The following is a 22,333-nucleotide window of genomic DNA, read 5'->3' as shown; positions in this document are numbered from 1 at the left end:
AGATCGTGAGTATTTTGGTCGATAAGCATACAAAGGTGATTACACAGGGGATTACGGGAAAAACGGCGTTGTTCCATGCCAAAGGTGCACTTGATTACGGTACACAGATGGTAGGTGGCACCTCTCCAGGTAAGGGAGGCACCGAGGTAGAAATTACACTGGAAAACGGACAACAGGTCAAACTGCCAGTGTTTAACACAGTAAGCGAAGCCAAGGAAGCTACGGGCGCAACTGCTAGCGTCATTTACGTGCCGCCGGCTTTCGCAGCGGATTCCATTTTGGAGGCTGTGGATGCGGAACTGGACCTCGTGATTTGTATCACAGAGGGGATTCCGGTACTTGATATGATCAAGGTCAAACGTTTTATGGAAGGTAAAAAGACCGTTCTGATTGGCCCTAACTGTCCGGGCGTTATTACGCCAGGAGAGTGTAAGATTGGTATCATGCCAGGTTACATTCATCTGCCTGGTCATGTAGGCGTTGTGTCACGTAGTGGTACTTTGACCTATGAGGCAGTGCATCAGTTAACCACTCGAGGTATAGGTCAATCTTCAGCGGTTGGTATTGGCGGTGACCCGGTTAAAGGTTCGGAATTCATCGATATTTTACATCGCTTCAATGAGGACCCCAACACTCACGCTGTCATTATGATCGGAGAAATCGGTGGTACAGCCGAGGAAGAGGCTGCCGAGTGGATCAGGGATAATATGACGAAGCCAGTCGTTGGTTTTATCGGTGGTGTGACTGCGCCTCCAGGCAAACGAATGGGGCATGCAGGCGCCATTATTTCTGGCGGAAAAGGAACGGCAAAAGAGAAGATTGCAACGCTTGAAGCCTGCGGGATCAAGGTGGCACCGACTCCTTCCGAAATGGGCTCGACACTGGTAAGTGTGTTGGAAGCACGTGGCATTTTGAACTTGTGTACAACACATTAAATCGTGTTTCTTCATTAATATACAGGCTGTAAATCAACATCGAAATTTGCTGCTGGCTAGTGTATAATGAAAGAAAGGTAAGCAACCTTTTTATCTTCTGAAACAGGGGATGAAAAGGTTGCTTTTTTTTGCGTTGAGACAGGCTTGTCAGGGAAACGCTTGCAAAATGATCCGTTGTGCCACAAAATAAGGAAGGGTTCACTCTTCCATGAATGGGGGAACCACAGTTTGGAAGAAAGATGGCTTTTATTAGGTCTACATGAGTTAGAGGGAATCGGAAGAAGAACTATTCAGCGTATTTGGTCGAGTGATTATCGATTGCATGAGCTACTGCATTTTAGCGAACAAAAGTGGATTGAGATAGGCTTAAGTCCCACACAGGCACGCATTGCGGCACAGTGTTACGATGAAGAATGGGTGCATGAACGATATCAGCGAATTCAATCCAGTGATATTGGTACGATAACTTATGTGGACGAAGATTACCCTTTATTAATGAAGGAAACAGTTGACCCTCCTTGGGTGATGTATACAAAAGGGGATAAATCACTTTTGCACACATGTTCTGTAGCCATGGTAGGAACTCGCGTTCCTACTGCGTATGGTCGTAGAGCAGCGGAGATACTAACAGAGGAATTATGTAATGCAGGGATTACAGTGGTTAGTGGATTGGCGAGAGGGATTGACAGTATTTGTCACGAAACAGCCCTGCGCCAGGGAGGCAACACAATTGGTGTACTTGGAACAGCAATTGACCAAATTTATCCTCCCCAAAATGCCTCTTTGTTTGCAGAGATGGCTAGTAAAGGTCTAATCGTATCGGAGTATCCTCCAGGTACGAGGTCTCATCCCGGGATGTTTCCACAACGTAATCGCATTATTGCCGGTTTAACGAAGGGGACGCTCGTTGTAGAAGCAGACGCTAGAAGCGGTTCCTTGATTACAGCGGATGCTGCGCTGGAGGCAAATCGAGATGTGTTTGCTGTTCCTGGACCCATTACGTCACCGAAGAGTAAAGGCACGCTGAACTTAATTAAGCAAGGAGCCAAAACGGTCACTGAAGCTTCGGATATTATTGAGGAGTATGAAGCAGATTTGCGTACAAGGCAGGTTTCTTCATACAATAGAGAACAGAGTCTTAATCTTAAGAAAGTCTCCAAAGCATCAGAAAGTGAGACTTCTGAGGAAAAGCGCGTAGTGCTGCTGCTGGAACAAGGAACCATGACACTGGATGAACTGCTTGATGCTACGGCATGGGATTTTGGACTTTTACACGCAGTTCTGTTATCGTTAATCATAAAAAAAAGGATCGCTCAGCTAGCGGGCACAAAATACAAGCTTATTTAGTCGTTGTTTTTGTCAAATCCTTAGTTAGTAAATGCGTAAAATTCAATTTTAAACATAGGTGGAGGGAAATTAGCGTTAATTCGCATCGCGGATTCCTACTCCTTCCCCACTTCCTGAAATGTGTTGAATTTATAGCTCGTATTAACGAACTATAGCTCACCACATTTCAGGAAGTCTATCATATTCATGTATGTAATTGAGAGGAGGAAGAGCCTATGGCGGATTCACTCGTCATCGTGGAATCGCCTTCCAAGGCGAAGACGATCGGCAAATACTTAGGCAGCAAATATATCGTCAAGGCTTCCATGGGTCATATTAGGGATTTACCTAAGAGCCAGATCGGTGTAGAGGTTGAAAATGATTTTAATCCCAAATATATTACCATTCGAGGTAAAGGCTCAATACTAAAAGAGTTAAAGGATGCCCGAAAAAAAGTAAAAAAAGTATATCTGGCGGCTGACCCGGATCGCGAAGGCGAGGCTATTGCTTGGCATCTGGCGCATGCGCTGGAACTGGACGATACGGCGGATTGTCGTGTGGTGTTTAATGAAATAACGAAGCAGGCTGTCAAAGATGCTTTTAAAACCCCCCGCAAGATCAACATGGATTTGGTCAATGCGCAGCAGGCACGACGGATATTGGATCGGCTTGTCGGTTATAAAATAAGTCCATTGCTCTGGAAAAAGGTAAAGAAGGGTCTGTCTGCTGGGCGTGTGCAGTCGGTTGCAGTGAAAATTATTCTGGACCGGGAAAACGAGATTAATGAGTTTGTACCGGAAGAATACTGGACGATCACAGCTAAACTAGCTATTAAAGACAGCACTTTTGAAGCGAAATTCCATAAGCTACACGGCGAAAAGAAAGAGCTCTCTAGCGAAGCGGATGTACAAGAAGTGTTAGAAGCTATCGGAAAATCGTCTTACAAGGTGCGCGATGTGAAAGAGAAGGAGCGTTTACGCAATCCGTCTCCTCCATTCACAACAAGTTCCTTGCAGCAAGAGGCGGCTCGAAAGCTCAACTTCCGGGCATCTAAAACGATGTCTGTAGCGCAGCAGCTGTATGAGGGTGTGGATTTGGGAAAAGAAGGGACTGTGGGTCTGATTACGTATATGCGTACGGATTCCACACGGATCGCCACTTCGGCTCAAGAGGAAGCGAAAGAGGTCATCATTCAAAAATATGGCGAAGATTTTGTGCCTGAAAGTCCTCGTCAGTATTCAAAAAAGTCGGCTAATGCTCAGGATGCGCATGAAGCGATTCGTCCAACCTCCGCCTTGCGTGATCCGGAAACTGTTAAGCCTTTTATGAGTAGAGATCAGTTCCGATTGTACAAACTGATATGGGAACGTTTTATGGCGAGTCAGATGGCTTCCGCTATTATGGATACTTTGTCCGTTGATATTGAAGCAGGCGAGGCGATATTCCGGGCAGCCGGTTCAAAGGTTCGCTTTCCAGGCTTCATGAAAGTGTATGTGGAGGGGAATGACGACGGTAAAACCGAAGAAGATAAGCTGTTGCCGCCACTTCAACCCGGCGATAAGCTGAAAAAGGAATCGGTTGAACCAAAGCAGCATTTTACACAACCGCCTCCTCGCTATACGGAAGCACGACTGGTGAAGACGCTGGAGGAATTGGGTATAGGACGCCCGAGTACGTATGCACCGACCCTGGAAACCATTCAGAAGCGCGGTTACGTCGCTATTGAGGAGAAGAAATTCTTCCCTACCGAGCTGGGAGAGTTGGTCATCGAGCAGATGGAGGAATTTTTTCCAGAGATTCTGAATGTAGAATTTACAGCCAATATGGAAGGTGATCTTGACCACGTTGAAGAAGGCGAAGGTGATTGGGTCAAGGTGTTGAGTGACTTTTACGAGTCATTCGAGAAGCGTCTGGAAGTGGCTGAAGAAGAAATGAAAGAAATTGAAATTAAGGATGAAGTATCCGACGTCATCTGTGACAAGTGTGGCAGCCCCATGGTGTATAAGCTGGGCCGCTTTGGTAAATTTCTGGCCTGCTCTGCTTTCCCGGATTGTCGTAACACCAAGCCAATTGTCAAGGATATCGGGATAAATTGTCCTACATGCGGTGAGGGACATGTCGTCGAACGACGAAGTAAAAAAGGACGTGTCTTTTACGGATGTGACCGTTACCCAGAATGTGATTTTGTATCCTGGGATAAACCGTCCATTAAGCCTTGTCCAAGTTGCAGTGGCCTAATGGTCGAAAAAACGTACTAAACAGGGAACGAAGCTCAACTGTACCGTCTGCGATCACAGCGAAATGCTGGAGGAGAGCGATGAGAGTGTAGAGACTTCTTAAGAACAAAGATAGCAGGGGGATTTCAAAGTGAGTGAATTACAAAAGGTAACGGTCATCGGAGCAGGATTGGCGGGCAGCGAAGCTGCCTGGCAAATTGCAAGCCGTGGAGTGCCAGTTAAGTTATATGAAATGAGACCGGTTGTAAAAACACCCGCGCATCATACGGATAAATTTGCCGAATTAGTATGTAGTAATTCCTTGCGCGCGAATGGTCTGACGAATGCAGTAGGCGTACTGAAGGAAGAGATGAGAATACTAAACTCTTTGGTTCTGAGTGCGGCAGATCGCCATGCTGTTCCGGCTGGTGGGGCATTGGCTGTGGATCGTGATGGATTTTCCGGTCATATTACAGATACGCTTCATCAACATCCTTTGATCGAGGTCGTTAATGAAGAACTCCAGGAACTCCCGCAGAACGGTATCGTGGTCGTTGCAACGGGACCATTAACTTCTCCAGCTTTGTCAGAACAGATCAAAACGCTGATGGGAGAGGAGTATTTTTATTTCTACGATGCGGCAGCTCCGATTGTAGAGAAGGACTCCATCGATATGAGCAAGGTCTATCTGGCTTCCCGTTATGATAAAGGAGAAGCAGCTTACTTAAATTGTCCGATGAACGAAGCGGAATTTGATGCTTTCTATGAGGCTTTGATTACTGCTGAGGTGGCACAAGTCAAGGAGTTCGAAAAAGAAATCTACTTCGAAGGATGTATGCCTATCGAAGTAATGATGCAACGTGGGAAACAAACGGCATTGTTTGGACCGATGAAGCCTGTAGGCCTCGTAAATCCACATACAGGAGAACTACCCTATGCAGTTGTTCAGCTTCGACAAGACAACGCTGCAGGTACGCTATATAATCTGGTTGGTTTCCAGACTCACCTCAAATGGGGGGAGCAAAAGCGTGTGTTTTCAATGATCCCGGGACTTGAAGAGGCAGAGTTTGTACGTTATGGCGTGATGCATCGCAATACCTTCATTAATTCTCCACAGCAGCTTCACCCAACTTATCAGTTCAAGGGAAGAAGTAATCTGTTCTTTGCCGGACAAATGACTGGTGTAGAGGGTTATGTAGAGTCGGCGGCCTCAGGTCTACTGGCTGGTATAAATGCGGCACGAGCAGCACGTGGGCAGGAAATGTTCGTATTTCCTGCGGAAACGACACTAGGCAGCATGGCACGATATATTACAACTGCTGATTTCAAACATTTCCAACCGATGAATGCAAACTTTGGTCTGCTTCCAAAGCTGGAGACACGCATTCGTAACAAAAAGGAAAAAAATGAAGCTCTCGCTAATCGCGCGTTGGAAAGTTTGCGCGGTTATATCAACCAAACGGGAGTTATGTCAACAGAAGTACAGGCATAAGGATGAAGGAAAAGGAGGAGCGCGTTATGGATATGTCCTTTCATGCTACCACCATCTGTGCTGTACGCCATAATGGCAAAGGAGCTATTGCGGGTGATGGGCAGGTAACGTTCGGCAACAGTGTTGTGATGAAGCAAACGGCTAAAAAAGTGCGCAGATTGTATCGTGGGCAGGTCGTTGCGGGATTTGCGGGTTCGGTGGCCGATGCTATCACATTGTTTGAAAAGTTTGAAAATAAGCTGGAGGAACATCATGGCAATCTTCAAAGGGCTGCTGTAGAACTGGCCAAAGACTGGCGGCAGGATCGTGTACTACGCAAGCTGGAAGCGCTGATGATTGTGATGGACTCATCCGGGATGCTGCTCATTTCTGGAGGCGGAGAAATTATTGAACCTGACGATGATGTGTTGGCCATTGGCTCAGGTGGTAATTTTGCATTGGCAGCTGCCCGTGCTTTCAAACGTCATGGCTCTGGTATGGAAGCAAAGGACATGGCACGGGAAGCGTTAGAGGTTGCTTCGGAAATATGTGTGTATACGAACAGTCAGATTATCGTGGAAGAATTGTAAGTCGGCTCTGAGTATTCAAGGGTGGAGGAGTGCAAAATGAATAATCAATCGTTGACGCCCAGACAAGTGGTATCCGAGCTGGATAAGTATATTGTCGGACAAAAGGAAGCTAAAAAATCAGTTGCTGTTGCCTTGCGTAATCGTTATCGGCGTAGTAAACTGCCGGATGATATTCGGGATGAAATTGTGCCTAAAAATATTTTGATGATCGGACCGACAGGTGTGGGTAAAACTGAAATTGCACGTAGACTTGCACGGCTCGTGGGAGCTCCTTTTGTCAAGGTAGAGGCCACCAAATTTACAGAAGTGGGTTACGTCGGTCGTGATGTAGAATCCATGGTGCGGGATCTAATGGAAACCTCTATCCGTATCGTCAAGTCGGAACGAACAGAGAATGTGAAAGACAAAGCGGAGGACATGGCAAATGAACGGATTGTCAATATCCTTGTACCTGCAGAAAAGTCAAATAAATCGCAACGTAATCCTTTTGAAATGCTGTTTGGCAATAACACAGGGACTTCGGTAGAAGAAGAACCACCACAACAGGACGGAACCTTAGCAGAGAAGCGACGCAAGGTTAAATTTGATCTGTTGTCCGGTAAGCTTGAGGATGATGTCATAGAGATTGATGTGGAGGATACCGCACCCAATATGCTCGATATGTTTGCTGGGCAAGGGAATGAACAAATGGGTATGAATATGCAGGAGATGTTCGGAAGTTTCCTTCCTAAGCGGACGAAGAAGCGCAAGCTACCAATCAAGGAAGCTCGCAAGGTACTGATTCAAGATGAAGCAGCCAAGTTGATCGATATGGATGATGTGATTCAGGAGTCTGTGAAGCGTGCTGAGCAATCCGGTATTATTTTTATTGATGAAATAGATAAGATTGCCAGCCAAGGCAAGGGAAGTGGCCCTGATGTGTCGAGAGAAGGAGTCCAGCGCGATATTTTACCTATTGTCGAGGGCTCTACCATTATGACCAAATACGGCCCGGTAAGAACAGACTACATTCTGTTTATTGCCGCTGGGGCTTTTCATGTGGCTAAACCGTCAGACCTGATCCCAGAGCTTCAAGGTCGTTTTCCAATCCGTGTGGAGCTAAGTAGTCTGACCTTGGATGAGTTTGTGTCGATATTGACGGAGCCTAAAAATGCGCTGACCAAGCAATACACCGAGTTGCTCCGCACCGAGGAAATAGAAGTCGAATTTTCTGCGGAAGCGATTCGTGAGATCGCTAGTATTGCCGAGTCCGTTAATCGCAACACCGAAAATATCGGCGCACGGCGTTTGCATACCATCTTAGAGAAGCTACTGGAGGATCTGTCATTTGAAGCCCCGGAGCTTACATTGGATCGTATGATCATTACCCCGGAATATGTGCGTGAGAAGCTGGGAGATATTGCCCAAAACAGGGACCTTAGTCAGTATATTTTATGAACAGGGTGTCTAAAAATAGGGTGTGTGGTCCAGAATAACACTATCTTGCACCGTCGTTTAGTCCTAGACACAGGTTAAGTTGATGATTTTTCTGTCTATTCCAAAAGTAGGACGTATAATCTTTTACAGGTGTAAAGTGCTAAGAAAACATTCATTTTCTTGAAAAAAACCTGAAAAATTTAACATTTTATGCATCTAAAGCCCTCTTTTTTAAAAAAGATAGGGCTTTTTTCTTATTGTAATTAGGTCCCAACTCTACGAAACTTAGAATATATGACAGAAAGTTAAGATTTTCTACTTAAGACCTAAAAGAAATGTATAATTATGAAATTTTATTGTCGAAAAAAAGTGAAAAATCTTGTTTTATTGAATCTTACTTTGGAGTAGACGCTGGAGGGAGGAGCTAAATGAATCTGCTGGGTGATGTAAGCTTTCAAAAGCTTCAGGCAGGTGTACAGGCGGCCAATACGAGACAACGTGTGATGGCCGATAATATTTCCAATGCGGATACCCCGTATTTTAAGCGTTCGGAGGTTTCATTTGAAGAACTGCTTCAGCAGCAAATGGACGGTGATGTCACGCCACTGCGTGGAAAAGTAACCAATTCAAGACATTTTCAAATAGGACCTGTGAACTCCATTCCTGATGCCACGGTCACCAAAGATGGGTACTCAGTCATGAATAACAACATGAACAACGTAGATATAGACAGAGAAATGAGTCTTATGGCTGAAAATCAACTAAGATATAATACCTACATCCAAGAAATTAATGAGCGCATCAAAATGATGAGAACAGCGGTAGAAGGGAGATAGGACGAGGTGAAGATTAACAACGGCTTTGATATTAGTGCATCTGCTCTTACGGCCCAACGGTTGCGGATGGACGTTATATCGAGCAACATTGCCAACGCAGAGACAACTCGGGCGAAGGTGGAGAATGGACAAGCAATTCCATATCGAAGAAAAACGGTTGTTTTGGAGCCGAACCAATCTGGCTTTGCCGATGTTTTGAAGGCTCAAATGGAAGGAAGTAGTACAAGCGCCGCTGGCGTTAAAGTTTCGCAAATTCAGGAAGATCAGTCACCTTTGAAGCCAGTGTACAATCCGGGTCATCCGGACGCTGATAAAGATGGCTATGTATATATGCCTAATGTAGACATAATGAAAGAAATGGTCGACATGATTTCCGCAACACGCTCATACGAAGCCAATGTAACAGCTCTGAATGCTTCAAAGGCGATGGTTTCCAAAGCGCTTGAAATCGGTCGCTAAGTTCCAGGACTACTAACTACTTAATAGGGAGAGTAAAACATGATTCAGAACGCCATGTTTAACGTACAGACACCGGTAATACAGCAGATTCAATCGCCTAACAATGAGTTGACGAAAGCGACTCCTTCCGAATCCTTGAAGGATTTTGGCTCCTTCCTAAAGGATGCTCTTAATGAAGTAGGGCAGCAGGAAGCCGCTACACACCAGATGTCCGACCAATTCATGGCAGGCAAAGTTGATGTAGATCAGGTCATGATCACTTCACAACAAGCGCTGCTTTCCCTGCAGCTTACTACACAGGTCCGAAACAAAGCGATCGAAGCCTATCAGGAGATCATGCGTACACAGATGTAAAGTGAGGGTTTAGCAAAGTTTCGGATGGGGTGACGGAGTGAACGAGAGAATCGCCCAATACCGGGATAAGATTTCCGGGTATTGGAATAATTTCAGCAAAAAACAGAAGATATTACTTGTTTCGACATTAGCATTCATCATTATCGCCATTGTAGTGCTAACGATGCAGTTTACCAAAACTGAGTATGAAGTGGCCTTCCAGGATCTTAATGCAAATGATGCCGCTGGGGTCATTAAATATCTCGATTCTGCGGGTATACCGTATCAGCTTAATGCTGGGGGGACACAAATTTCAGTCCCAACCGCAAATGCAGATAAGGCGAAGGTAGATGTTGGGTCTCAAGGCCTGATACAGAAAGGGTCAATCGGCATGAGCGCCTTTGACCAGTCCTCCTCGGCTATAGGTATGACGGAGAACGAGTTCAATGTGAAGTACAATAACGCATTGAACGGCGAAGTACAGCAACTATTGGAACGGATGGATGGTGTCCAAAGCTCCAAAGCTGTCATTAATATGCCAAAGGAAAATATCTTTGCCGGACTTGAAGAAAAGGACAAAGCATCTGCTTCGATTCAAATGGAATTCGAACCTGGCTTTACTCCCAATCAACAAGCGATCGACGGATATTTTAACCTGGTAAAAACGGCTGTACCGAATTTGCCAGTAGAAAATATTACGATCACCAATAAGGAATATGAATTGATTCCAACGGCCAAGGGCGGCCAAGGTGGACTCACAAGTGGTGTTCAGGAAAACATGGCTCTACAGAAGAAGTTTGAGAGCGATGTAAGGAATAATGTCCAACAATTTTTGTCGAAAATTGTTGGAGACGACAAAGTGAACGTACTGGTTATGTCCCAGCTAAATTTCGACAAAGTAACATCAAAGGAACAAATGGTCACACCTGTTGACCAAACGAAAATGAAGGGTATTGAAATCAGTGCCCAACAAATTCAGGAAAGTTATACGGGCAGTAGTGGACAAACCGGAGGAGTTGCAGGGACAGGAACGCAGGATGTCCCGGGTTACCCTGGAGGAGCCAATTCCGGCAATACCAGCTCGGATAAGAGCTCAAGTACGATTAACTACGAAGTTAACCGAATTGCAAGGGATATTATTCAAAGTCCGTACACTGTAAAAGATTTAACCATTAATGTAGCAGTTGAACCACCAACAGGTCAGCAAACGTTGGATACTGCAACTCAGACAGCAATTCAAAACATTTTGGTTAATATTGTAAGAGCATCACTGGCGAATTCCGGTACTACTTTTACAGACGCTGATTTGGCTAAAAAGGTTTCAGTGTTCTCGCAAGCTGCTCCAGCGCCTACGAGTACCAATACATTCTTCTCAGCTTCCAACCCGTGGATGTGGGGCATCGGAGCTGCAGTTCTGGCACTGTTGGCGGGTGTAATCTTCTTCATCGTACGCAGCCGTCGTAATCAGGAAGAAGAGTTGGATGAAGAATTGCAACTCATGCCAACGCCGACGGAATTCCCGTCCATTACCATGGAAAGTGTGACAAATGAAAGTCAAGTGCGTAAACAGCTTGAAAGTCTGGCGAAAAAGAAACCCGACGAATTCGTCAATCTGCTTCGTACATGGCTGGCTGACGAATAGAGGTGAGTTCATTGGCAAAGGCAAGCAGTCAAGGTTTAACGGGAAGACAGAAAGCAGCTATTCTTTTGATCACAATGGGGCCAGAAGTATCTGCTCAAATATTCAAGCATTTGCGAGATGAAGAGATCGAGCAACTTACATTGGAAATTGCCAATGTACGGAAGGTCGATGCCATTGAAAAAGACTCCATTATGGCCGAGTTTCATCAAATTTGTCTGGCTCAGGAGTACATTTCCCAAGGCGGTATTAATTACGCTAAAGAAATATTGGAAAAAGCGCTTGGATCGCAAAAAGCAGTTGAGGTTATTAACCGTTTGACAGCGACATTACAGGTGAGACCTTTCGATTTTGCTCGTAAGGCTGATCCGAACCAAATATTGAATTTTATACAAAATGAGAATCCGCAAACCATTGCTCTCGTGCTTTCATACTTGCAGTTTGAGCAAGCGGCGGCAATTCTATCGTCCTTACCACAGGAAAAGCAGGCAGATGTGGCCCGGCGTGTTGCTGTCATGGACAGTACATCTCCGGAGGTCATATCTCAAGTGGAGAGAGTATTGGAGCAAAAGCTCTCGGCAACTGCAACGCAGGATTACACGAATGCAGGTGGTATCGAGTCTATCGTTCAGATTTTGAATGGCGTAGACCGCGGAACCGAGCGTACAATTCTCGACTCGCTTGAAATTCAAGACCCTGAACTGGCTGAGGAAATCAAGAAAAGAATGTTCGTATTCGAGGATATTGTCAACGTGGACAACCGGTCCATTCAACGCATTATCCGCGATATCGACAATGCAGACTTGCAATTGGCACTTAAAGTGTCCAGTGAAGAAGTACGCGATGTGATTTTCCGAAATATGTCGAAACGTATGGCAGAAACCTTCAAAGAGGAAATGGAGTACATGGGACCGGTGCGGCTGCGTGATGTGGAAGAAGCACAAACACGTATCGTTTCAACGATCCGCAGATTGGAAGAGGCCGGTGAGATTATAATCGCACGCGGCGGAGGAGATGACATCATTGTCTAACTTGATTAAATCTTTCCAATATGTGCCTGTAGAGGCTTTGAAAACGATTGATGTGGCACATACGTACGTGCCAGAAACGACGGATGAAGAAATTACAACTGAATATACGGAGCCAGAGCCTCAGCGAGATTATGAGGCAGAACGGCTCCGAGATGAAATGTTGAATGATGCTAAGGACTTTGCCGAACGTCAGGTACGCGAGGCGGCTGAAGAAGCGGAACGAATGCTTCAGGAAGCACAGCAGCAGATTGAAGATTGGTGGCAGGAACGACGCGAGCATGACGATCAGTTGATTCAGTCGATAAAAGCAGATGGATTTCAACAAGGATATGAAGAAGGCCAGAAGCTGGCTGAGGCTGAGCTTCAGACGAAATCGGAGCAGATGATGGAAGAAGCACAAGATATTCTGCGTCAGGCCTATGAGATTAAGGAACAACTGATTCAGGAAGCAGAGCCTTTTTTGGTTGAACTGAGTAGTGCGATTGCCGAGAAGGTCATTGAAAAACAGCTTAGTCTTGAACCGGAATATACAATTGAGTTAATTCGCAAAAATTTGGCTCGTAAGCGAGAAAAAGGAATCATTACATTGTGTGTGTCGCCTCAGCATTTCGCATTTGTGCAAGGTGCGCGGGAAGAATTGTCATTAACTGTCGATTCGCAGGCAGAACTGCAAATTATTCCGGATGGTACCGTAAAGGATCGCGGTTGCGTCATCCGTTCTTCCTTTGGAAGCGTGGACGCCCGGATCGATACGCAATTAGCTGAGATTAAAAAGGAACTACTGCGTCTGGCACATGAAAATGAGGAGCGAAGACATGAAGGGGCTTAATGCACAGCGCTACATGGATCATTTGCGACAGCTGGACCCAGTTCGGGTGAATGGCAAGGTTACACAGGTTATCGGCTTGATGGTTGAGTCGGAAGGTCCAGACGCGAGTATCGGGGATGTTTGTTATATTTATCCGGGCAAAGCGGCAAAGCCATTGCAGGCAGAGGTTGTTGGCTTCAGAGACAATAAAGTGCTTCTGATGCCACTTGGAGAACTACAATCCATTGGTCCTGGTTGTGATGTCGTAGGAACAGGGAAGCCGCTGAATGTGCAGGTTGGTTCGGAACTGTTAGGCAAAGTGCTCGATGGTTTGGGTCAGCCTTTGGACGGATCACTGATTCCCTCGCGAATGGCGAGATATTCAACCTTCAATATACCGTCCAATCCGCTGAATCGTCCGCGTGTGCAGGAACCCATTAGTATCGGAGTACGTGCAATTGACGGGTTGCTTACGATTGGCAAAGGACAACGGGTTGGTATTTTTGCGGGTTCGGGTGTAGGTAAGAGTACTTTGATGGGTATGATTGCCCGTAATACGGAAGCAGATGTGAACGTAATTGCCTTGATCGGAGAACGTGGACGCGAGGTGCTGGACTTTATTGAACGGGATTTGGGTCCTGAGGGACTAGAACGCTCTGTAGTCATTGTGGCCACTTCCGACCAACCTGCGTTGATCCGCATTAAGGGTGCACTTATTGCAACGACGATAGCGGAATATTTTCGGGATCGCGGGTTGAATGTCATGTTAATGATGGATTCAGTTACCCGATATGCGATGGCCCAGCGTGAAGTCGGTCTAGCGGTGGGTGAGCCACCAGCAATGAGAGGATACACTCCATCTGTGTTTGCTAGTCTGCCTAAGCTTCTGGAACGCGCAGGGACAGGTCCTACTGGCTCCATAACCGCTTTTTATACAGTGCTGGTTGATGGTGACGACATGAACGAACCCATCGCGGATGCGGTGCGCGGGATATTGGATGGGCACATTGTCTTGAACCGCGGGATTGCGAACAAAGGACATTTTCCCGCAATTGATGTTTTAGCAAGTATTAGCCGGGTCATGAAGGACATTGCACCACGAGATCAGATAGACGCTGCCGAAAACATTAAGCGCTTGATGGCCATTTACAAAGATTCAGAGGACCTGATTAACATTGGGGCTTATCAACAGGGTTCGAATGCAGAAATTGACGAATCTATGGAGCGCATACGGGATATATGGGATTTTACAAGACAAAGAACCGATGAAAAGGCTGAGCTGGACGAAGTACGAGAACGTTTGATTTCTGAATTTACGAGGAGATGAAGGTTGAACGATGAGATTTCAGTATTCCTTTCAAAAAGTTGTAGACTTGAAAACGAACGAAAAGTCACAGGCCGAATGGCTGCTTTCCAGTGCTGTTGGACAATTGCAGGTTGAGGAGCAGACATTAACACAGCTTATAGGCGAAAGGAATCGGGTCATATCAGCCATTCAAAAGGCTGCCGAAGATTGCGCGCCACTCTCTAGCATTCAGGAATTACAAGCTTATGTCAATCATCTGGACCAATGTATTACACGCAAGCATAGGGATGTTCAATATGCGCAGCAAAATGTGCAAAGCAAACAAACCGTTTTGACCGATAAAATGCTGGATGAACAAGTTTGGCTGAAAGCAAGAGAGAAGGCCAACGTGAAATTCCAACAGGAAATGCTCCTGCGCGAGCAGAATGAGCTGGATGAAATGGCTTCCGTGCGATTTGCCATGAAAGCCCGGTAAGCGGAACGTCATAGGATACGCATATCAGCTGCCTGAGGAGGAAGACGATGGCACAGAAGTTAGCAGAAAATGAACTGGATATGGATTTAGGAAAAGAATCAGGCGGGGGATTTGAACGGTTTATGTTTTTCCTGATTCCGATTGTTTTCACAATCGTTCTGGTCGGGGTCTTGCTTACACTGTTCAATATGGATTTCAGAAGCGAAATGATCTCATTAGGGAACAAAATACCAATTGTTAAAAACTGGATCCCTGAACCGAAGGATAAGGCAACCCAGACAAAAGAGGCAGATCAGAAGGCGCAGTCTGAAAGTTCTGAAGCAACCATTCAACAGTTAAAAGCGGATTTAGCTAAGCAGACGGAGGAACTAAAAAAGGCTACGGCTGCTAAGACGACACAAGATAAAAAGGTTACTGAACTTCAGAATCAGGTCAATACACTGCAAACGCAACAGGAACAACAGTCGCAGACGGGTCAACAGGGACAGGTCGGGCAGCAGGGACAAGCTGGTACGCAAACTACAGACGGAACAACAAATGAAGATCCTTATGTAAAACAGACCAGAGAACTTGCCAGCATGTATGAAGGAATGACGGCAAGTAAAGCTGCACCGATCATGGAGAATCTGACCACGGAAGAGACCGTACAGCTCTTAAGCTACATGGACCCTGCCAACAGTGCGAAGATTTTGCAAAAGATGGACGCTAAAAAAGCAGCAGATATTACGATGGCTCTGAAAAACGTAACACCATCTACGGATTTATCGGTAGCTGCGTTGCAGTCTCGTCTGAAAAAGGATCAAGGTGCTACAGCCGGAACGACGAGTAAAAGTCTGCAAAGCACTCAAATCAGTAGCACATTTGCTTCCATGGACAAGAAAAGCGGTGCCGAACTTATTTTACAAACTTACAAAATCAGTCCGGATAAGGCATTAAACATATTAAATACAGTAGATGATTCGACACGTGCTTCTTTACTGCAAAATATGTCTGCCAAGGATGCAGGTCAGACCGCGAAAATTTTGAATAAATTGATGGGTAGTAAGTAATTTGAATTGAAGGGAGGTGAAAAATGTATGACCCTTATTTCTCAAAGTGTATCTCTTAGCTCTAGTCAAACAGCTAACAGTACGACAGCATCAACAACAAGTACAGCCACGGCTGCTGGAGCAACCACGGGTGCCTTTAATCAAACACTGACGCAAATGATGACAGGCGGGCAAACGGGCTCAGCAGGAACAGATGCAAATGGTTCTCCATTAGTTATGGTACTACCACTTATTGCAAAGGGAGAATCTGCGGAAACTCCAACCGAGCCACTGGTTGAAACATTAGCTCCTTTGCTGCAAAATCTCGAGAAATTGGATGATCAGGTAGTTGCCGATCCTGCGCTGCTTGCAACTCTGCAATCGTGGATTCAGCAAGTACAACAGTTTTTGCAAGGCAATGGAACAAATCAACAGGCAGATGGTGGGAAAACGGCAGAGGCTACAGGCTTGACAGCTTTGGCAGCTAACCCGGCAACTCTTCGGTTTGCATTGCAGGACGCTTTGTCACAACTTGCCAATGTAGCAGAACAGGCTTCGGGGGATCAAAAGTCTAAGGTAACACAGTTACTACAATCGCTGCAAAGCGCAACGGCTGGGACGGGAGCTATTTCCGATGAGCAGTGGCATGGAGTATTGAAAGCTGTGGAACTTGCTGATAGTGGAGATTCACAAGCGGCCCAGCCTTCTGCACAACGAGCAAATGGTGCTCAGACGTTAACTGCAGCATCTACAAACAAGCAGGTTGCTCCTCAGCAGCAAGCAAGTCAGGGTGAAACTAGCCAGCAAGGCTCAGAAGGACAGCGTTCATCAATAAATCTTCTCGTTCAGTCCGCACTTAAACCTACTGTAACGGATGAAGCAGGTACATTCGTAGATGCAGCTGAGCAAGCGGATCCGGCAGCAACTGATAATCAGACTCCGGTGATCACGACTGTGGGGCAGCTTTCGGTACAAACACAGGGAACTACACCTTCGGCTCCAGCTCAACCCGTCGTACATGTACGGCAATTTGCCAAGGAGATGACGGAGTTTGTAGTGCAGAAACTTGATATTGTAAAGCACACTGGTTTGACAGAAGCGACCATCATGCTTCGTCCAGATCATCTGGGCCAGCTGGAGGTTAAGCTAACGATGCAAAACGGTCATCTGGTTGCCCAGTTCATGACTGAGCATAGCGGAGCGAAGGATTTGCTGGAACAGCAAATGTCGCAGCTGCGTACGAGTCTTCAGAGCCAAGGTATTCAAGTGGACAAAGTAGAAGTAACGCACAATGAGTCGCTATCTTCCCATATGTATCAGGATGGACGCGGATCTGGAGCTAATCAGCAGCAGCAATCCAACCAACGTTCTAAAGCTCGAGGTAGAGAAGAGAGCGAGGATGCTGTGAAGGTAGCTGAAATGACAGAAGAGCTTCGTAACTGGACAGCAGAACAACGCGCAGATGACATGAAATTGACAGGATCCTTTACAGCACAAGCGTAATGATGGAGGTGAGAACACAATGACGACTACAGACAACAATGTATCCACCAGTAACGTCTGGCCGAATTACAATGTGAATAATGTCAAAACAGCAAGTGCCAAGGATACTAAAACGATGGGTAAAGATCAATTTTTAAAAATCTTGATCACTCAGCTACAAAATCAGGATCCAATGCAGCCTTTGGAGGATAAAGAATTTGTCGCCCAAATGGCACAGTTTTCCTCAGTGGAACAACTGATGAACATTTCTACGCAGTTGACTGCATTGGGACAGTCTTTGGGTACAGCTTCTGGTTTGATAGGAAAAGAAGTCAGTTGGATTGAGCCAGGGAAAAAAGATTCCATTACAGGTGAGACAGGCGCAGGTACGGTGAAAAGTGGAATCGTAGATTCCATCGTTATTCGCGACGGTGTGCAGTATGCCAAAATGGGAGCGGCTGAGGTGGCATTAAAAGATGTAACATCAGTAAGCCAGGCTAATACAACGGCTCCTGTTACAGAGACGTCAGATACTTCATCTTCTTCCTCTACTGGAAGTGGTGAAAACTCATGAATGACAGGATAACGGTCGGACGCCTTTTTCCTACCAACGTTCCCCCGGCAGCGATTTCTCAAAACCGATTAAATTCGGTAACAAAGGACACCAAACCATTTGGTCAGGTGTTGCAGGAACAGGTGCTCAAGCTCAGCAACCATGCAGCCAAGCGACTGGAGCAGCGAGGAATAGAGTTGAAAAGTGACCAAATGGCGAGAATTAACTCTGCTGTGGATAAGGCTGCTGCCAAAGGCGCTAAAGAATCTTTGATTTTAATGCAGGATATGGCTTTGATTGTTAGTGTGCCTAATCGAACGGTTGTTACTGCGATGGACAAGCAGTCCATGGAGGATAACGTATTTACGCAGATAGATAGTGCTGTAATTATTTCATAAAAAAATATACGAAGTGGCTGGCCCGAATAGGAAAGCCATGAAAAAGCCGCGGATCGACTGATGCGGTCAACTAAGCAACCAATCAGAGGAGGATTTATACTCAATGTTGAGATCAATGTATTCAGGTGTATCGGGCATGAAGGGCTTTCAAACGAAGCTGGACGTTATCGGTAACAACATTGCAAACGTAAATACTACAGGCTTCAAGTCCAGTCGAGTGATGTTCAAGGATATCTTGAGCCAAACCAGTTCGGGTGCAAGTGCACCAGACGGAACAACAACCGCCGGACAGAATGCCAAGCAGGTAGGTTTGGGGGTCTCGGTTAGCTCAATTGATACACTGCATCTTCCAGGTAGTGCGATGACCACGAATAACCCAACGGATTTGCGGATTAATGGTGACGGATTTTTCCTGGTCAAAATGAATGATGCACAGGAAGTTCCCTATCTGACTCGTGCGGGTGATTTCCACATAGATGCAAACCGGAATCTGGTGACTTCCGATGGATTTTTTGTGGGAAATTTGGATGGAGATCCAATCACACTTGAAGACAATGTTACGGCAGTCTCTATCTCACAGGATGGCACGATTGTACAGCAATTAGATGATGGTACAGTGAATAATGGCACGCAAATTGGTATAGCCAGAGTTACTAACCCGGAAGGTTTGGAGAAAATTGGAGGCAGCCTGTATCGTACAACGGTCAACTCCAACATTGATGAACTTGAGCCTGGAGCAGCCAACTCAGAGGGGCGTGGAGCTATCATCGCGGGTCAGCTGGAAATGTCCAACGTTGACTTGACAGGCGAATTTACCGAAATGATCGTAGCTCAGCGTGGATTCCAAGCGAACTCGCGTATCATTACGACTTCGGATGAAGTGCTTCAGGAAGTTGTAAACTTGAAACGATAATCTCATTTAAACGCGGAGGAGTAGAGGCTCCTCCGCACCTATCAGGAGGTTGGTGTTACGATGATCCCGTTAACGCGGCTGAACGGCTCGCCTATGTGGCTTAATGCGCTGCTCATTGAGACTGTGGAGGAAACACCGGATACATACGTCACTTTGGTGACGGGGAAACGGTTGATTGTATTGGAAAAAGCGGCAGATGTCGTCTCCTTGATCAAGGGTTACAGCCGTGAAATCGGCATGCATGCCGCCACGATAAAAGTGCAACAAATGGAGGAAGACGAATGAAGAAAATGCTGCCATGGCTCATTACAATTTTACTCGCGATTACTTTGATTGCAGGCGCGGCCTTTGTACTTATACCAGCGCTTAGCGGGAAGAAGTCGGAAGTCATACCGAATGCGCAAGCCGCTCAAGCAGAACAACTTCCAAGATTGTCAGCAGATGAATTGGTGGAAGTAAGCTCTGAAATTACCGGTATCAAAACAAATTTGGCAGACGCAGATTACATTGTGCAGATGAATCTTGCTTTTCAATTGAACGATGCCAAAGCCAAAGAAGCTTTTGAAAAAATCAAGGACATTAGTATTAAGCCTATCGTTATTCAATTACTTGCAGACACCAAACCTGATGAGCTCAGAACGGCTAAAGGCCGGGATCAGTTCAGTGACAAGCTGACGGATCTCATCAATAAGTCGCTCCCTGAAGGTCACCTGGGGAACGCCAAAATTACAGACTTTTTGCTGGCAGCCATTTGATTCCAGGTGATCTTGTCAGGAACACGTAAGGGGGTGAATAACATTGGTGGATGTACTGTCACAAGGGGAAATTGATGCCCTTTTAGCAGCTCTCTCGTCCGGTGAAATGGATGCGGAAGAACTCAAAAAGGAAGAAACCCAAAAGAAAGTTCGCGCTTATGATTTCAAGAGAGCGCTTAGGTTTTCCAAGGACCATATACGAAGTCTGACGCGGATACACGAGAACTTTGCACGGTATCTGACCACTTATTTTTCAGCACAGCTTCGTACTTTTGTCCAGATTAATGTCGTTCAGGTGGAGCAGCTTCCATATGATGAATTCATTCGCTCCATTCCGAAAATGACCATTCTAAACATTTTTGAAGCTGAACCACTGGAAGGCCGAATGGTGCTTGAGGTTCACCCGAACGTAGCTTATGCCATGCTGGACAGGCTTCTCGGAGGAACAGGTTCGGCACCAACCAAGGTTACCGCGTTGACCGAAATTGAGACGACGATCATGGAGCGAATTTTCAGCCGTACCTTTGATAGCCTGCAAGAGGCTTGGAAAACGGTACTCGACATTGAACCACGTCTAGAGGCTATGGAAACAAATCCGCAGTTCATGCAGATTGTTTCGCCCAATGAGACGATTGCTCTGATTTCGCTTAGCACCAAAATTGGTGATACCACAGGGATGATTAACCTCTGTATCCCGCACGTGGTATTGGAACCTATTATGGCCAGACTGTCCACGCACCAGTGGTTTACATCCGAAAAGAAATCAAGGGCGCCTGAAGAGATAGACGCCTTGAGATTACGGGTCACCAAAGCAGAGCTTCCTATTATTGCGGAGTTGGGTGAATCCCGGATAAATGTAGCTGAGTTTTTGGGCCTTTCGGTAGGGGATGTCATTTCATTGAACAAGCCAGTCAAAGAAGGACTATCCATCCGGGTAGGCGAGAAGTTGAAGTTTATGGGAAGTCCCGGCATGGTAAGAGATCGTGTTGCCGTACAAATTGATGAAATTGTCAACGAAGGAGTTGAAGAAATTGACGAGTAAAGACTATTTGTCCCAGGAGGAAATTGATGCCTTGCTGAAACAGTCTGAAGCGGGGACGGATTCTACTCCCGCAGGCAAGACCGTTGACGATTTTCTGACTTCTCTGGAGCAGGATGCTCTTGGGGAAATCGGTAATATAACGTTCGGCAGCGCAGCTACGGCTCTTTCCACACTGCTCGGTCAAAAGGTGGATATTACGACACCTAAAGTTTCAATTATTACACGTTCTGAATTTGAAACTGCATTTCCAAAGCCGCACGTAGCCGTACATGTAAATTATGTCGATGGATTTGAAGGCATTAACTCGCTCGTAATTAAAAAGCGTGATGCGCAGGTTATAGCGGATTTAATGCTTGGTGGTGGAGGAAATCCGGCAGATGAAGAATTGAATGAAATTCACATCAGTGCCGTGCAGGAAGCGATGAACCAGATGATGGGATCGTCTGCGACCTCTATGTCTACCATGTTTAATCGTTTTGTTAATATCTCTCCACCAGGGATTGATATTTTGGATCCTTTGCACGGTGATGGAGTATCCAGCCTGCCAGATGAAGAGACGCTGATTACAGTATCCTTCCGGTTATTGATTGGAGATCTGATTGACTCTACACTGATGCAACTGTTACCTGTTAATTTCGCCAAAAAGATGGTGAGCATCTTAATGAATGGCGGAGAGGATGACGAGCAACCGCAAGCGTCCGCACAGCAGGCAGCTGCAACAGCTGCTCCCGAAGCGCCGACACAAGCTAGTACTCCGCAGCCACCGTCTTCACCAGCCTACCAACAGCCGCCTGCAGCCGCGCAGGCACCGCAAGATGCAGGCTATGGGCAACAACCGCCGATGTATCCTCAAGACCCGGGATATGGGCAGCAGGGCGCTCCAGGGTATGGAACGCCGGGGTATGGAATGCCAGCAGGTGTGTCGCCGCAAGTGCCTTATGGAACACCTCATCATTACGGGGCTGTACCACCGGGACGTAATGTAAATGTGCAGCCTGTACAATTTTCTAACTTGCAGTCCGGTGGATTTCCGCAAGTGGATGAAAACAATTTAAATTTATTGATGGACATTCCCCTTAGAGTCACCGTAGAATTAGGAAGGACCCAAAAGCAAATTAAAGATATTCTGGAGCTCTCACAAGGTTCAATTATTGAACTGGACAAGCTTGCCGGGGAGCCGGTGGACATTATGGTTAACAACAAACTGATTGCCAAGGGCGAGGTTGTCGTAATCGACGAGAACTTTGGCGTGCGTGTAACGGATATTGTAAGCCAATGGGACCGAATTCAAAAATTACAATAAAAGCATAATTTAGGGAGG

General features: G+C 46.0%; 22 protein-coding genes and 1 pseudogene. All 23 read left to right on the top strand.

From position 1 onward, the window contains the following. Positions 1-5 precede the first annotated feature (5 nt). Positions 6-935 carry a succinate--CoA ligase subunit alpha gene (sucD, locus tag BN1546_RS01695; protein WP_013370665.1) on the top strand — a complete coding sequence of 310 codons (930 nt, stop codon included), beginning with the start codon at positions 6-8 and terminating at the stop codon, positions 933-935. 228 nt (positions 936-1,163) lie between these two features. After that, the gene (dprA, locus tag BN1546_RS01690; RefSeq protein WP_090735530.1) at positions 1,164-2,282 is read left to right on the top strand and encodes a DNA-processing protein DprA; all 1,119 of its coding nucleotides are present in this window, start codon (positions 1,164-1,166) and stop codon (positions 2,280-2,282) included. Between the two features lie 215 nt (positions 2,283-2,497). Next, positions 2,498-4,601 (top strand): annotated as a pseudogene (gene topA / locus BN1546_RS01685) (type I DNA topoisomerase). Positions 4,602-4,628: 27 nt separating this feature from the next. Next, positions 4,629-5,969 (top strand): FADH(2)-oxidizing methylenetetrahydrofolate--tRNA-(uracil(54)-C(5))-methyltransferase TrmFO, encoded by a 1,341-nt coding sequence (gene trmFO / locus BN1546_RS01680; RefSeq protein ID WP_090735527.1) that lies wholly within the window; start codon positions 4,629-4,631, stop codon positions 5,967-5,969. 26 nt (positions 5,970-5,995) lie between these two features. Beyond that, a complete protein-coding gene (gene hslV, locus BN1546_RS01675; RefSeq protein ID WP_013370669.1) occupies positions 5,996-6,538 on the top strand; it encodes an ATP-dependent protease subunit HslV in 543 nt (180 codons plus the stop codon). A 36-nt stretch (positions 6,539-6,574) separates the two neighbouring features. After that, a complete protein-coding gene (gene hslU / locus BN1546_RS01670) occupies positions 6,575-7,975 on the top strand; it encodes an ATP-dependent protease ATPase subunit HslU (RefSeq protein ID WP_017427922.1) in 1,401 nt (466 codons plus the stop codon). 407 nt (positions 7,976-8,382) lie between these two features. Further along, positions 8,383-8,790: a flagellar basal body rod protein FlgB gene (flgB, locus tag BN1546_RS01665; RefSeq protein WP_019686986.1), complete on the top strand. Its 408-nt coding sequence runs from the start codon at positions 8,383-8,385 to the stop codon at positions 8,788-8,790. A gap of 6 nt (positions 8,791-8,796) precedes the next feature. Beyond that, positions 8,797-9,249: a flagellar basal body rod protein FlgC gene (gene flgC / locus BN1546_RS01660; protein WP_013370672.1), complete on the top strand. Its 453-nt coding sequence runs from the start codon at positions 8,797-8,799 to the stop codon at positions 9,247-9,249. 39 nt (positions 9,250-9,288) lie between these two features. Next, complete coding sequence (gene fliE, locus BN1546_RS01655; RefSeq protein WP_007430020.1) at positions 9,289-9,603, top strand: flagellar hook-basal body complex protein FliE; 315 nt, start codon at positions 9,289-9,291, stop codon at positions 9,601-9,603. A 37-nt stretch (positions 9,604-9,640) separates the two neighbouring features. Further along, complete coding sequence (gene fliF / locus BN1546_RS01650; RefSeq protein ID WP_064963108.1) at positions 9,641-11,224, top strand: flagellar basal-body MS-ring/collar protein FliF; 1,584 nt, start codon at positions 9,641-9,643, stop codon at positions 11,222-11,224. An 11-nt stretch (positions 11,225-11,235) separates the two neighbouring features. Next, entirely contained in the window at positions 11,236-12,252 is a 1,017-nt protein-coding gene (fliG, locus tag BN1546_RS01645; protein ID WP_013370674.1) for a flagellar motor switch protein FliG, read from the top strand. Beyond that, the gene (locus BN1546_RS01640) at positions 12,245-13,081 is read left to right on the top strand and encodes a FliH/SctL family protein (protein WP_013370675.1); all 837 of its coding nucleotides are present in this window, start codon (positions 12,245-12,247) and stop codon (positions 13,079-13,081) included. Before fliG ends, BN1546_RS01640 begins: the two co-directional genes overlap by 8 nt. Continuing rightward, complete coding sequence (gene fliI / locus BN1546_RS01635; protein ID WP_016820950.1) at positions 13,068-14,387, top strand: flagellar protein export ATPase FliI; 1,320 nt, start codon at positions 13,068-13,070, stop codon at positions 14,385-14,387. The genes BN1546_RS01640 and fliI overlap by 14 nt, the downstream gene beginning before the upstream one ends. A 10-nt stretch (positions 14,388-14,397) precedes the next feature. Beyond that, a complete protein-coding gene (gene fliJ, locus BN1546_RS01630; protein WP_013370677.1) occupies positions 14,398-14,841 on the top strand; it encodes a flagellar export protein FliJ in 444 nt (147 codons plus the stop codon). 47 nt (positions 14,842-14,888) lie between these two features. Further along, on the top strand, positions 14,889-15,890 hold the full coding sequence (locus BN1546_RS01625; protein WP_090735524.1) for a magnesium transporter MgtE N-terminal domain-containing protein: 1,002 nt from the start codon (positions 14,889-14,891) through the stop codon (positions 15,888-15,890). Positions 15,891-15,917: 27 nt separating this feature from the next. Then, a complete protein-coding gene (locus tag BN1546_RS01620) occupies positions 15,918-17,372 on the top strand; it encodes a flagellar hook-length control protein FliK (protein ID WP_090735522.1) in 1,455 nt (484 codons plus the stop codon). A 19-nt stretch (positions 17,373-17,391) separates the two neighbouring features. Then, positions 17,392-17,925: a flagellar hook capping FlgD N-terminal domain-containing protein gene (locus BN1546_RS01615; protein ID WP_090735519.1), complete on the top strand. Its 534-nt coding sequence runs from the start codon at positions 17,392-17,394 to the stop codon at positions 17,923-17,925. Then, a complete protein-coding gene (locus BN1546_RS01610; protein WP_090735516.1) occupies positions 17,922-18,302 on the top strand; it encodes a TIGR02530 family flagellar biosynthesis protein in 381 nt (126 codons plus the stop codon). Before BN1546_RS01615 ends, BN1546_RS01610 begins: the two co-directional genes overlap by 4 nt. Before the next feature lie 103 nt (positions 18,303-18,405). Continuing rightward, on the top strand, positions 18,406-19,215 hold the full coding sequence (gene flgF, locus BN1546_RS01605) for a flagellar basal-body rod protein FlgF (protein WP_090735513.1): 810 nt from the start codon (positions 18,406-18,408) through the stop codon (positions 19,213-19,215). Between the two features lie 60 nt (positions 19,216-19,275). Next, positions 19,276-19,500 carry a flagellar FlbD family protein gene (locus tag BN1546_RS01600; RefSeq protein WP_013309896.1) on the top strand — a complete coding sequence of 75 codons (225 nt, stop codon included), beginning with the start codon at positions 19,276-19,278 and terminating at the stop codon, positions 19,498-19,500. After that, entirely contained in the window at positions 19,497-19,970 is a 474-nt protein-coding gene (locus BN1546_RS01595) for a flagellar basal body-associated FliL family protein (protein ID WP_013370684.1), read from the top strand. The genes BN1546_RS01600 and BN1546_RS01595 overlap by 4 nt, the downstream gene beginning before the upstream one ends. A gap of 43 nt (positions 19,971-20,013) precedes the next feature. Further along, positions 20,014-21,012 (top strand): flagellar motor switch protein FliM, encoded by a 999-nt coding sequence (fliM, locus tag BN1546_RS01590; protein WP_013370685.1) that lies wholly within the window; start codon positions 20,014-20,016, stop codon positions 21,010-21,012. Then, the gene (fliY, locus tag BN1546_RS01585; protein WP_090735511.1) at positions 21,002-22,315 is read left to right on the top strand and encodes a flagellar motor switch phosphatase FliY; all 1,314 of its coding nucleotides are present in this window, start codon (positions 21,002-21,004) and stop codon (positions 22,313-22,315) included. The genes fliM and fliY overlap by 11 nt, the downstream gene beginning before the upstream one ends. The last annotated feature ends 18 nt before the right edge of the window (positions 22,316-22,333 follow it).

The organism is Paenibacillus sp. Mc5Re-14 (assembly GCF_001049835.1).
Classification (GTDB): domain Bacteria; phylum Bacillota; class Bacilli; order Paenibacillales; family Paenibacillaceae; genus Paenibacillus; species Paenibacillus polymyxa_C.
Note: the sequence above shows the minus strand (reverse complement) of the source record. Positions and strands in the feature narration are given on the sequence as shown.